General features: G+C 57.4%; 10 protein-coding genes. 3 read left to right on the top strand and 7 right to left on the bottom strand.

The annotated features are described in order from the left end of the window. Positions 1–5: 5 nt before the first annotated feature. Together FY206_RS18090 and FY206_RS18085 are read right to left on the bottom strand one after the other, a co-directional pair. On the bottom strand, positions 6–473 hold the full coding sequence (locus FY206_RS18090; RefSeq protein WP_032643571.1) for a DUF6130 family protein: 468 nt from the start codon (positions 471–473) through the stop codon (positions 6–8). A gap of 51 nt (positions 474–524) precedes the next feature. Further along, the gene (locus tag FY206_RS18085) at positions 525–1,754 is read right to left on the bottom strand and encodes an MFS transporter (RefSeq protein WP_032643569.1); all 1,230 of its coding nucleotides are present in this window, start codon (positions 1,752–1,754) and stop codon (positions 525–527) included. A 97-nt stretch (positions 1,755–1,851) separates the two neighbouring features. Here FY206_RS18085 and FY206_RS18080 point away from each other — a divergent pair, with 97 nt between their 5' ends. Further along, positions 1,852–2,742: a LysR family transcriptional regulator gene (locus FY206_RS18080; protein WP_032643567.1), complete on the top strand. Its 891-nt coding sequence runs from the start codon at positions 1,852–1,854 to the stop codon at positions 2,740–2,742. On the opposite strand, the gene FY206_RS18075 is transcribed toward FY206_RS18080, so the two are convergent. Beyond that, complete coding sequence (locus tag FY206_RS18075) at positions 2,739–2,927, bottom strand: YfgG family protein (protein ID WP_050488832.1); 189 nt, start codon at positions 2,925–2,927, stop codon at positions 2,739–2,741. The genes FY206_RS18080 and FY206_RS18075 overlap by 4 nt on opposite strands. Positions 2,928–3,279: 352 nt before the next feature. Between FY206_RS18075 and FY206_RS18070 the strand changes: the two genes are divergently transcribed. Next, a complete protein-coding gene (locus FY206_RS18070) occupies positions 3,280–5,520 on the top strand; it encodes an EAL domain-containing protein (RefSeq protein WP_032643565.1) in 2,241 nt (746 codons plus the stop codon). A 4-nt stretch (positions 5,521–5,524) separates the two neighbouring features. Here the strand turns inward: FY206_RS18070 and ppx are convergent, their stop codons facing one another. The 4 genes from ppx to purM form a co-directional block, all read right to left on the bottom strand. Then, a complete protein-coding gene (ppx, locus tag FY206_RS18065) occupies positions 5,525–7,063 on the bottom strand; it encodes an exopolyphosphatase (protein ID WP_032643562.1) in 1,539 nt (512 codons plus the stop codon). Between the two features lie 3 nt (positions 7,064–7,066). Then, positions 7,067–9,127, bottom strand: a complete 2,061-nt coding sequence (gene ppk1 / locus FY206_RS18060) for a polyphosphate kinase 1 (protein ID WP_032643561.1) — start codon at positions 9,125–9,127, stop codon at positions 7,067–7,069. A gap of 206 nt (positions 9,128–9,333) precedes the next feature. Beyond that, entirely contained in the window at positions 9,334–9,975 is a 642-nt protein-coding gene (purN, locus tag FY206_RS18055) for a phosphoribosylglycinamide formyltransferase (RefSeq protein WP_032643559.1), read from the bottom strand. Further along, complete coding sequence (purM, locus tag FY206_RS18050) at positions 9,972–11,009, bottom strand: phosphoribosylformylglycinamidine cyclo-ligase (protein ID WP_032643557.1); 1,038 nt, start codon at positions 11,007–11,009, stop codon at positions 9,972–9,974. The genes purN and purM overlap by 4 nt, the downstream gene beginning before the upstream one ends. Positions 11,010–11,275: 266 nt before the next feature. On the opposite strand from purM, the gene FY206_RS18045 reads away from it, so the two are divergent. Continuing rightward, complete coding sequence (locus FY206_RS18045; RefSeq protein ID WP_032643555.1) at positions 11,276–12,706, top strand: 6-phospho-beta-glucosidase; 1,431 nt, start codon at positions 11,276–11,278, stop codon at positions 12,704–12,706. Positions 12,707–12,823 lie beyond the last annotated feature (117 nt).

The raw sequence follows: 12,823 nt of genomic DNA, 5'->3' as shown, positions 1-12,823 counted from the left end.
ACTCCTTAAAAATGGTGGATCGCCGCGTGGGGCGGCACGGTGAATTCGAGGGTTTTGTGATCGAGGGGCTTATGCGTCGGATCGGCCAGAATAATCGTCACCTTGTGCTTACCGGCGGGCAGACCCACCAGGATCACCGGCTCTCCGCTGGCGTCAGCCCAATGCCACGGCGCGTCATCCACCACCACGTGAATGTGCCCGATGCGCGGGGTGACCTTGAGCGCGTCGGGCCCGAACACCGGCTCGATGCGCAGGTTTTCGGCACGGTACTGGATAAACACCGCGCCTTTGCTCAGCGGCCCGGCAAGCGGCGGATCGACGATCAGTTTTGCAGGTGGTTGCGGCTGCGCCAGCGGGGAAACAGCGGCGGGGCCATTAACGTCCGCGGCGCTCAGATTGTCCAGCGGTGTGGCCTGGACACATGCTACAGATGTCAGGACAAGCAGGGGGAAAAGTACATAGCGACGAATCATTGCTCTCTCTCCTCATCGGTTCTGAATGGCGACAGGGAAAGAAAACCATTTTTATGTATCGGAGATATTTGCCGGAGGCGGCGTTTTGTACCCGTTTGTCAGCGTGGTGCGCTGGATACAGTGCGATACACTTTGCCTGCCGGGACGGCGCACAATCGCTATCGCCAGCCCGGCAATCACCAGCGTCAGCCCCGTTGATACCCACATTGCTCCCGCGATCCCCAGCGCTTTGTTCAGCCACGCATAGGCAAACGGCGAGGCTGCCGCCATCAGCTGGCCGGGGATAAGCAGCATGCCGGTGCGGCGGGCATAGCTTTCCGCGCTGAACAGTTCCAGCGGCAGCGTGGCTTTCACGATGGTGACCAGCCCGTTCATGGCGCCATAGCCCAGCACAAACCCGGCTGCACACCACACAAACAGAGCGCTGCTCAACCCCAGAAGAAAGCAGAGCGGCATGGCGAGCGCGGTGAAAAGGGTCAGCCTGAACGGCGTTAAGTGTGCGCCCGCCAGCACCTCCATAGAGCGAGCGCCCGTCTGGCCGATCCCCCACAGCATGCCGATGGCGACCGGCAGGCCGAAGTGGGCAATAAACTCCGGCAGATGGGTGGAGGTGCCGTTAGAGACAAAGGTGATGAGGGCAATGAAGGCGGCATAAAGCCAGCCTTTGCGCCGCTCTTTGTTCAGGGGCGGCGCGGCGACCTGTGTCGTCACCGAAAGCCGCTGACGGGGGAGCGTTCTTATCAGCGCCGCGCTCAGGAGGCCGAAGAGAGCATAGACGCGCAGCGCCTCATGCCAGCTCATCACCTGAAGCAGAGCATCGCCAAGCGGCCAGAAGACGACAGAGGCCAGCCCGCCCGCCAGCGTGACGCGTGAGATTGTTCTTCGCGCCTGCTGACCGTAGAGGTTCACCAGCGCGGCGAACAGCGCATCGTACAGCGACAGGCGCATCCCTACACCGGTGACCAGCCAGGCGCAGTACCAGCCAAATAGCGTCTGGGTATACGCCATCCCTGCGCAGCCTGCGGCGATCAGCAGCGTGCCACTCATCACCACCCTCTGGCCGCCAAAGCATGCCAGCAGGTGGGCCACAAACGGCGAAACCGCCGCCATCACCAGCATCGCCAGCGTCAGGCCGAGGTAAATCTGTGGTGATGACCACCCCCGGTCAGCTGATATCGCCAGCGCGAAGGTACCGGGCATATAAAACGAGATCCCCCAGTTGATGAGTTGATTACATCCGGCAGTGAGGGCGAGTCGACGAGGCAGGGCAGGTGTTTCCATTATTTTTCATTCCGTTATGCAGTTGTCCCCAGCATAGCGAGCGAGGTATTGTGCAAACAGGTCTGCAACCTTATGCGCGGTATAAGAGAAACTTTGAATGACGACGCTTAATCTGGGCTATCTCGCGACGTTCCGGCTGGTGATCCAGCGCGGCAGTTTTTCCTCTGCGGCGGATCTGATGGGCATTTCCCAGCCCGCCGTCAGCATGCAGGTACGTCAGCTGGAGCAGTTTTTGCAAACGCGCCTGGTGGAACGTACCGGGCGGGGCATTAAGGCGACGGGGGCCGGAGAGGCCCTGCTGGCGCACGGGGAACGCATTCAGCAGGTGGTGGATGACGCCATCCGGTCCGTGAGTGCGTTCAGTCACGACGTGAGCGGCACCATTACGCTTGGCACGGGGGCAACGGCCTGCATCCATCTTCTCCCGCCCCTGCTGGAGCAGCTGCGCCGCGACTATCCGCTCCTGAGCGTGGGGGTGACAACGGGCAACACCCTCGACATCGTCAGGGCCATCGAAGAGAACCGTCTCGATGTGGGGCTGGTCACGCTGCCGGTGAGCGGCAGAGCGCTGGACGTCATGCCGGTGATGGACGAAGAGTTTGTGTTTATCGCCTCGCGGGAGCAGCAGGATGTTTTCCGCGATTTCACGCCGGAGGCGCTGCACGCTCATCCGCTGATTGCCTTTGAATCAGGCAGCGGGACCCGGGCTCTGATCGATGGCTGGTTTGCAGCCAGTGGATTAGCAATCGCGCCGGTGATGCAGCTTGGCAGCATCGAGGCGATCAAACGCATGGTTCGCGCGGGGCTGGGCTACAGTATTGTGCCGCGAATGGCGGTCAAACAGGATGTCGATCGTGAAGGGCTATGCGTGATGTCGCTGATGCCCATGCTGCAGCGGCAGCTGGCGGTGGTCATGCGGCAGGACAAAATCCTCAGCAAAGGGATCGCGGCCCTTATTCGGCTCGTGCAACATCCTTCGGCGGTTTAGCGGTCAGCGGTGTCGACGGTCAGGCTGGACTGCTGCGACTGGATCTTGTCCTGATGGTGATACCAGGCGCCAATGGAAGAGTAAACAAAGCGGCCAAAGAAAAACAGGAAGCTGATGAGCAGTATGATGCGGGTCATTCGGGTGTTAAATCGATGTCGTTTGCGCATACGCGTGACCTGACTCACTCTGTTTTTCCTGGGTAAGCCCTTTTGGGCGATAAGGATATTAAGGCACAGCGGGGAGTTGGGGTCAATTCTGGCGTGTGTAAATAACCGTCAATATTTACATTAACTAATGTTATTAAAATTAATTAACGCATTTACCATATTGATAATATGAAGAAAATTATTCTCAAAAAAACGCCCTGAAAAGTTATTTGCATCAAGTAGTTTGATTTATGTCAACGGTTTCCCGCCCCTGATATTTAAAATCCTTCCTCCACACTGTTTGCCCGGCATGCCGTCGGGTGGCGCGTAGGTCAGGTTGGATGCCTGTCTTTATTTCCCTCTGGAGCGATAGGGGTTTAACCGGGCATCTATGAATATTCTCGCTTTCCTGAAAAACAATCAAAACCGCTGGTGGGCATTGCCGCTTATTATACCGGTGGTTTTACTTCCCGCGCTGAGCGTCGCGAATACGTATACGCAGCTGGGCGACGGCATTGTGGCACTCTATTATTTACCGCTCTCATTTTTGCTTTCGCTGATGATGTTCTTTGGCCTGGAAGCGCTGCCCGGGATCGTATTGTCGCTGTTTATCCGCTACTACTCGTCGGTCGGGATGTTTGAAACGGTTGCCGGCGTACTGCATTTTATCGTCCCGCTAGTGCTCAGCTGGGGCGGCTACCGTGTGTTTGCCCCCAGACGCAATATGACGGCGTACGGCGACGTCCGGCTGATGGCGCAGCGCATCTTCTGGCAGGCTTTCTGCCCCGCGACGCTGTTTCTGGTGCTGTTTCAGTTTGCGGTCTATTTGGGCGTGTATGAGAGCCGCCAGAGCCTTGCGGGACTCAACCCTCTTAATATCCGCACGCTCATTAACTATCAGACGCTGCTGGCCAGCGGGCTGACGGGCGTGCCGCTGAGCTATCTGCTGATCCGCCTGATTCGTCATCCGCGCTACGTCAAAAGCCTACTCTCGCAGATCCGCGCCCAGATAGACAAAAAGGTGACGGTCGCCGAGTTTTTGCTGTGGGCGGCTGCGCTCGGCGGGCTGCTTTCGCTGCTGCTGCTTCCGATGAATGAAAACAGCTCCATTTTCACCACCAACTACACCCTCTCGCTGCTGATGCCGGTGATGCTCTGGGGCGCGATGCGTTTTGGCTATAAGCTCATTTCGCTTATCTGGACGCCGGTGCTGCTGGTGTCTATTCACTATTTTTACCGCTATATCCCTATGAATCAGGGATACGACATTCAGCTGGCGATCACCTCTTCCAGCTACCTGGTCTTCTCGTTTGTGGTGATTTATATGTCGATGCTGGCGACCCGCCAGCGCGCCGTGAATAAACGCTCCCGCAGGCTGGCGCTGCTCGACCCGATTGTCCATATGCCTAACCTGCGGGCGCTGTCGCGCGATCTGGCGAAGAATCCGTGGTCGGCGCTCTGCCTGCTGCGCATTCCGGAGCTGGAAATTCTGGGCCGAAACTACGGCGTGCTGCTACGTATTTTGTACAAACAGCAGCTGGCGCAGTGGGTAAACGGCACGCTCCAGCCTAATGAGCAGGTGTATCACCTGACCGGATATGACCTGGCGGTGCGGCTCAACGCGGAGTCGCACCAGCAGCGGATTGATGACCTGGACGAGCATATTAAACAGTTCCGCTTTGTCTGGGACGGCATGCCGCTGCAGCCGCAGGTGGGCGTGAGCTATTGCTATGTCCGGTCTCCGGTTAACCATCTTTACCTGGTGCTGGGCGAGCTGGGGGTGGTGGCCGATCTGTCGCTCTCCTCCAACCATCCGGAAAATCTTCAGCAGCGTGGGGCCGTCCATTTGCAGCGCAGCCTGAAGGATAAGGTCGCGATGATGAGCCGCCTGCAAAAGGCGCTCGATAACGACGAATTTACCCTGCTGGTTCAACCCGTTTGCGGCCTGCGTGGCGATCGCTATCACGAAGTTTTGTTGCGGATGCCGGATGCAAACGGCATGTTGATCTCTCCTGACCAGTTCCTGCCCGTCGCGCAGGAGTTTGGCCTGTCGTCGCGGGTGGATTTGTGGGTGCTTGAGCATACGCTGCGTTTCCTGGCCGCGCATCGCGAAAGCCTGCCCGCCCAGCGTTTTGCCATTAATCTGGCACCTTCAACCGTGTGCCGGGTGCCGTTCCCGCTTGAGGTGAGTCGCCTGCTGGCGAAATACGCCATTGAGCCGTGGCAGCTGATTTTTGAGGTGACGGAGTGCAGCTCGTTCAGCAGCGGGGAGCAGGCGCTACACATCCTCCAGCAGCTCCAGAAAATGGGGGTACGTATTGCGATTGATGATTTTGGCACCGGCTATGCGAGCTATGCGCGGCTGAAAAGCGTGGATGCCGACATTCTCAAGATCGACGGCAGCTTTATTCGCAATATCGTTAACAACAGCCTGGACTACCAGATTGTGGCGTCTATCTGCCATCTGGCGCGCATGAAGAAGATGCTGGTGGTGGCGGAGTATGTCGAGACGGAAGAGATACGTAGCGCGGTTAACGCGCTAGGTATCGATTATATGCAGGGCTATCTGATTGGCAGGCCGACGCCGCTTGCGTCACTGCTGGAAACCGAGGCGTCCACCGCGGACGCCTGAGCCGTTACGCGGCGACGTCAGCGCTCTCTTCTTCAATTTTGAGCAGCCAGCCGGTGACCGCTTCCCAGTACTGCTGCTCTTTTTCCAGGTCCAGCAGAACCAGCGCGTTCTGGCTGAACCAGTCGTGCGGGAAGCTCAGCGTCCAGTGATGGTCGTCGGTTTTAAGCTTCAGCGTCGGCGGTGTGGTCGTGGCCTGACGCTGGTTATTGAGCAGTACGCCAAGGCGCAGCAGCTGGATTAAAGGCAGGAACTGCTTTTTCTTGAACAGCGTGAAGCGCGGCAGATCGTCAAGCTTGATGGCCTTGCGATGATAGCGCACCAGGGTTGCCATCATGGTCTGCTGCTCCTGGTTGAAGCCAGGCAGATCGCTGTTTTGCAGGATGTAGGCCGAATGGCGGTGCATGCCGCTGTGGTTGATGTTCAGCCCCACCTCGTGCAGCATCGCGGCCCATTTCAACAGCGCCGCAAGCTGCGGATGCGCGAGCTTCGGATTCTGCTCTTCCCACTGTTCGTACATTTGCACCGTGGTTTCCAGCACGCGCTTCGCCTGCTCTCGGTCGATGTTGTACTGGTTGGCCAGGCTTTGCGCGGTGCGGCTGCGAATATCCTGATGGCGGAAGCGGCCTTCCATCTCATACAGCACGCCCTCACGCAGCGCGCCGTCTGAAAGACGCAGCTCCTTAATGGCGAGGGCATCAAACACGCCGCAGAGAATAGCCAGGCCCGGCACGAAGACCGCCTTACGCTCGTCGGAAAGACCCGGCAGGCTTAGGGCGTCAAAACTTTTATGCTTCAGCACTTCTTCGGTCAGCAGCGTCAGACGCTCGGGCGTGATAAAGCCGTCTTTTTCGCCCATCGCCAGCAGCACTTCATGCGCCGCTTTGATGGTGCCTGACGCGCCCAGCGCCACGTTCCAGCCCTGAATACGGTACTGCCAGGCTAGGTTTTCCAGCTTCTGGACGGCCGCCATACGCGCACGCTGGAAGTTCTCGCGGGTGATGGTGCCGCCCGGGAAGTACATCTGCGCGAAGCTGACGCAGCCCATACGGCGGCTTTCCACCAGGCGCGGCTCAAAGTCTTCACCGATCACCAGCTCCGTAGAACCGCCGCCGATGTCAATCACCAGCTTGCGCCCTTTTTCCGGCTGGGTGTGCTCAACGCCCATGAAAATCAGACGCGCTTCCTCGTTGCCGGAGATGATCTCGATCGGGTAGGGGATCACCTTTTCGGCGCGCTTGAGGAATTCCGGCGCGTTCAGCGCCTGGCGCAGGGTGTGGGTGCCCACGATGCAGACGCTGGAAGGCGAGAAGCCCTGCAGGCGTTCAGCAAACAGCGACAGGCAGTTTAACCCGCGCTCCATTGCCTCTTCGCTGAGCATGCTGCGTTCATCAAGACCATCCGCCAGGTGTACGCGCTGCTTCAGACGACCGATGATCTGCAGCGCGCCATCCACCTCACGGGCGATGACCATGTGGAAACTGTTAGAGCCAAGATCGACCGCGGCGAATTCCTGCGGGCGTGGGGTCTTATCATTTATCGGCATAGGTTAATCGGGTTGCTCGAGTGATTTGATATAGTCGTAAATCGCCAGCTGTGACCGCACTTTGCGGCGGTTGCCGCGCGGTACGTAGCGGTTACTGAGTTCTTTGTCGATATAGCGTGCCTTCACGGTATCGCTGAACAGAATCTCGATGATGTCGAGGATCTGCTGCTTCAGGCGCGGATCCAGCAGCGGTGCCGCGACTTCAATTCGGTAGTCAATATTGCGCGTCATCCAGTCTGCCGAAGAGAGATAGACCTGTTTATCACCCGCGTTATCAAAAATATAGATCCGATCGTGTTCCAGGTAACGGTCAACGATGCTGATCACGCGAATATTGTCGCTGATGCCTTCCAGTTCCGGGATCAGCGAGCACATGCCGCGGATCAGCAGGTTAACCGGCACGCCGGAGCTGGACGCCGCATACAGGCGATCCACCAGGCCTTTGTCGACTAGGTTGTTAAGCTTCAGCGTAATCCCGGACGACAAGCCTTTCTGGGCGTTGGCGATCTCTTTATCGATCATATCGTACAGCAGGCGGCGCGAGTTCTGCGGCGAGACCAGCAGATAGTCAAAGCTTACCGGGCGGTACGGGTTCTCAATAAAGTTAAAGACCCGGCGCACCTCGTTGGTGATGCGGGCATCGGCGGTCAGCAGCGAGTAGTCGGTATAAATTCGCGCCGTTTTCTCGTTAAAGTTCCCGGTACCGATGTGGGCGTAACGCACCACGTCGTTACCCTCTTTACGGGAGATGAGGAACAGCTTGGCGTGAATTTTCAGCCCCGGCGCGGAGAAGATGACGTGCACGCCCGCTTCCGTCAGACGGCGCGCCCAGTGAATGTTCGCCTCTTCGTCGAAGCGCGCCTGCAGCTCAACCACCACGGTGACCTTTTTGGCGTTGTGCGCCGCATGGATCATCGCGTCGATGATGCGGGAGTCTTTTGCCACGCGGTAGATGTTGATTTTGATCGCCAGCACGCTCGGGTCGAACGAGGCCTGACGCAGCAGCTCCAGCACGTGCTCGAAGGTGTGGTACGGGTAGTAGAGCAGCACGTCGCGCTCGCGAATGGCGTCGAATCCGTTGCGGAATTTATCAAACCACAGGTGGCGCAGGCGCGGCAGCGGCTTGTTCACCAGATTGGCTTTGCCGACGTTCGGGAAGCCAATAAAGTCTTTAAAGTTGTGGTAACGGCCGCCCGGCACGATGGAGTCATAGCGTGAAATGGTCAGCTTCTCGCGCAGCATCTCCACCATGGCGTCCGGCATATCGCGCTGATAAACAAAGCGCACCGGCTCGGCCGTCAGGCGCTGCTTCAGGCTGGAGGACATCAGCTCCATCAGGCTGGCTTCCATCTCGTGCACCAGGTCATATTCGGCGTCACGGGTCATCTTCATCGAGTAGGCGTTTAGCGCATCGTAATCGAAGAAGCCTTTAAAAATGTCGTCCAGACAGTAGCGCAGGATGTTATCCAGCAGGATCATCGGCTTGCGTCTGCGCGGGGTTTCCGGCGGCAGGTTCACAAAGCGCGGCACCTTGTCGGACGGGATCTCCAGCAGCGCGTAACGGATGGATTCACCGCGAATAATTTCCACCGCCAGGTAGGTGTAGTCGTCCTTCAGGAACTGCACCAGATCGGTTTCGCGGTTGATCAGAATCGGGGTAATGTGCTGGCGCAGATAGTGTTTGAAGTAGTGGCGCAGCCAGTTTTGTTGGTTAACGGAAAGCTGGCGTTCGTTAATCAGGAAGATTTGATTGCGCGCCATCTCCAGCAGCAGTTCGTTATACAGGCCGTCAAATTCCTGATCGGCTTTCAGCACGCGGGACTGGATTTTGCCCAGCAGATGCCGCGAGTGCGAGTTTAAGCCCTGTTCTTCGCTGATGATGATGCGTCTTTTCAGCTCGGCGAAGCGGACCTTGTAGAACTCATCCAGGTTGTTGGAATAAATGCCCAAAAAACGCATGCGTTCGATCAGCGGGTTACTTTTGTCAGCCGCTTCCTGGAGTACACGTTCGTTGAATGCTAACCAGCTTAGCTCTTTCTCGATATATAACTTTTCCTGACCCATTACAGCTCACACTCCAGTTCAATCACAGGACGTGGTAAATCCGTCTCGTCCTTATTATGGCGAGCATTTCCACGATATGTCCAACAGTGCCAGAAAAGTATGACAGTTATTTTTTTTTGTTGGGGATTTTAGAAGGTTGAGTGAGGCAATATCGGGTAATGCTATGAGGTAGGTCGGGTAAGCGTAGCGCCACCCGACATAACAGACTACTCTTCCGCGGCATAACCCTGCGGAGGTAACTTAACGCCGTCCAGCCAGGCTGCGCCGTCGCGCATTTCAAGACGCCCGTCGACAAACCAGCTCACCACCAGCGGGTAAATGGCGTGTTCCTGGGTCTGCACGCGCTCGGTCACGTCTTCTTCGCTATCGCCGTCAAAGACCGGGACTTTCGCCTGCAGGATCACCGGACCGCCGTCCAGCTCGTCGGTGACGAAATGCACGGAGGTGCCGTGCTCCTCGTCGCCGTTTTCCAGCACCTGACGGTGCGTGTGCAGGCCGGGATATTTTGGCAGCAGGGAAGGGTGAATATTCAGCAGACGTCCGGCGAAGTGTTCGACAAATGCCGGGCTGAGAATACGCATATAGCCCGCCAGCACGACCACGTCCGGCGCGTAGGCATCAATCTCCTGAACCAGCTCGCGGTCGAAAGCTTCACGCCCGGCGAACTGGCTGGCCTCCAGCGCGTGCGCGGGTATGTTTGCTTCCCGCGCGCGCTCAAGGCCGAACGCGTCGGCCTTGTTGCTGAACACTGCCCGAATGGTGCCGTTGATTTTCTTCTGTTTGCAGGCGTCTATGATGGCCTGCAAATTACTTCCGTTGCCGGAAATGAGCACCACGATGTTTTTCATTCAATGACCACACGCTCTTCGGAATCGGACGCTTTAATCGTACCGATTTTCCACGCGTTCTCACCCTTCTCGGTCAGCAGCTTAACCGCTTTATCCGCTTCGCTTGCCGGCAGGGCGATAACCATGCCCACGCCGCAGTTAAAGGTGCGGTACATTTCGTGAGAGCTGACGTTGCCTGCGGTCTGCAGCCAGTTAAAGACGGCTGGCCACTGCCATGAGGATTCGTCGATCACCGCCTGGGTGTTATCCGGCAGGACGCGCGGAATGTTTTCCCAGAAGCCGCCGCCGGTCAGGTGGGCGATAGCGTGAACGTCGACGTTCTCGATAAGCTCAAGCACGTTTTTCACGTAGATGCGGGTCGGCGCCAGCAGATGGTCAGCCAGCGGCTTGCCTTCAAGCTCGGTAGCCTGCGGGTCGCAGCCGCTCACTTCGAGGATTTTACGCACCAGGGAGTAGCCGTTGGAGTGCGGGCCGCTGGAGGCCAGCGCGATCAGCACATCGCCATCGGCCACTTTGCTGCCGTCGATAATTTCTGATTTTTCTACTACGCCGACGCAGAAGCCCGCGACGTCATAATCTTCGCCGTGATACATGCCCGGCATTTCTGCGGTTTCACCACCGACCAGCGCACAGCCGGACTGCAGGCACCCTTCGGCGATACCGTTAATCACGCTGGCGGCGGTATCCACGTCCAGTTTGCCGGTCGCGTAGTAATCGAGGAAGAACAGCGGCTCTGCGCCCTGTACCACCAGGTCATTTACGCACATCGCGACCAGATCGATACCGATCGTGTCGTGACGCTTTAAATCCATCGCCAGGCGCAGTTTGGTGCCAACACCGTCAGTTCCCGAGACCAGAACAGGTTCACGATATTTTTGCGGCAGCGCGCACAGTGCGCCGAAGCCACCCAGACCACCCATCACTTCAGGGCGGCGGGTTTTTTTCACCACACCTTTGATTCGGTCAACCAGCGCATTACCTGCGTCAATATCAACACCGGCATCTTTGTAGCTGAGAGAAGTTTTGTTGGTCACGGCTTAAATCCCCACGCGATTGCATAGCTAGTAAGAAAAATCGGCGCAATTCTAACAGTCCAGGCAAACGTTTGCGAGCCTATTCTGGACGTGGGGATCTTTTTTTCTTCGTCCCTTCTGAATGCGGCCAAACTTGACTCCGTTCACGAAAATGAAACCGGTTTCTGTGTTCTGCTTGCAACGGCTAATCCCTTTGCACATCATCGAACTGAAACCGGTTTCTGTAATTGTTTTTGCAGAAAATAACGCAGAATGAGGGAAAGCGAATGTCAGGATTCAAAGCAGATTTTCTGTGGGGCGGTGCGGTTGCGGCGCATCAGCTGGAAGGCGGCTGGAAAGAGGGCGGCAAGGGCGTAAGCGTAGCCGACGTCATGACGGCCGGCGCGCACGGCGTGCCGCGAGAAATCACCAACGGCGTGCTGGAAGGGAAGAACTACCCTAACCACGAAGCCATCGATTTCTACCATCGCTACAAAGAAGACATCAAACTTTTTGCCGAGATGGGGTTCAAATGCTTCCGCACCTCCATCGCCTGGACGCGGATCTTCCCTAAAGGCGACGAGCTTGAGCCTAACGAGGCTGGCCTGAAATTCTATGACGATCTGTTCGACGAGTGCCTGAAGCACGGCATCGAACCGGTTATCACCCTGTCTCACTTCGAAATGCCTTTCCACCTGGTGACGGAATACGGCGGCTGGCGCAACCGCAAGCTGATCGACTTCTTCGTGCGCTTCGCAAAAGTGGTATTCCAGCGCTACCAGCATAAGGTGAAGTACTGGATGACCTTCAACGAGATCAACAACCAGGCCAACTTCCACGAAGACTTCGCGCCGTTCACCAACTCCGGGCTGAAGTACGCGCCGGGTGAAGACCGTGAGCCGGTCATGTTCCAGGCGGCGCACTATGAGCTGGTGGCCAGCGCCCTGGCGGTGAAGGCGGGGCGCGAGATTAACCCGTCCCTGCAGATTGGCTGCATGATTGCCATGTGTCCAATCTACCCGCTGACCTGCGCGCCGGACGACATGATGATGGCGATGAACGCCATGCACCGCCGCTACTGGTTCACCGACGTGCACGTGCGCGGCAAGTATCCGCAGCATCTGCTCAACTACTTTGAACGTCGCGGCTTCGCGCTGGATATTACCGAAGAGGATAAAGCGGCGTTGACGCAGGGCTGCGTGGATTACATCGGCTTTAGCTACTACATGTCCTTTGCCACCAAGGCCACGGCGGACAACCCGCAGCTGGATTACGACGAGAGCAAGAGCCTGGTCTCTAACCCGTACGTGCAGAAATCCGACTGGGGCTGGCAGATTGACCCGGTAGGGCTGCGCTATTCCCTGAACTGGTTCTGGGATCACTACCAGCTGCCGCTGTTCATCGTTGAAAACGGCTTTGGCGCGATCGACGTGCAGGAGCGCGACGGCACGGTAAACGACCAGTACCGCATCGACTACCTTTCTGCGCACATCCGCGAGATGAAAAAAGCGGTAGTGGAGGATGGCGTAGACCTGATGGGCTACACCCCATGGGGCTGCATCGACCTGGTGTCTGCCGGAACGGGCGAAATGAAAAAACGCTACGGCTTTATCTTTGTGGATAAAGACAATGAAGGCAACGGCACGCTGAACCGCAGCAAGAAGAAATCGTTCGACTGGTACAAGCAGGTGATAGCGAGCAACGGCGATAACCTGTAATTGTCGGGTGGCGCTAACGCTTACCCGACCTACAATACACGTAGGCCCGCGTAAGCGCAGCGCCACCGGGCAAAACCCCGCACCCAAGCCGGAGCTTAGCCTCCGGCTTTTTTGTTT

This window comes from Enterobacter chengduensis, from assembly GCF_001984825.2.
Taxonomy (GTDB): Bacteria; Pseudomonadota; Gammaproteobacteria; order Enterobacterales; family Enterobacteriaceae; genus Enterobacter; species Enterobacter chengduensis.
This window is presented reverse-complemented; position numbering and strand designations above follow the sequence as displayed.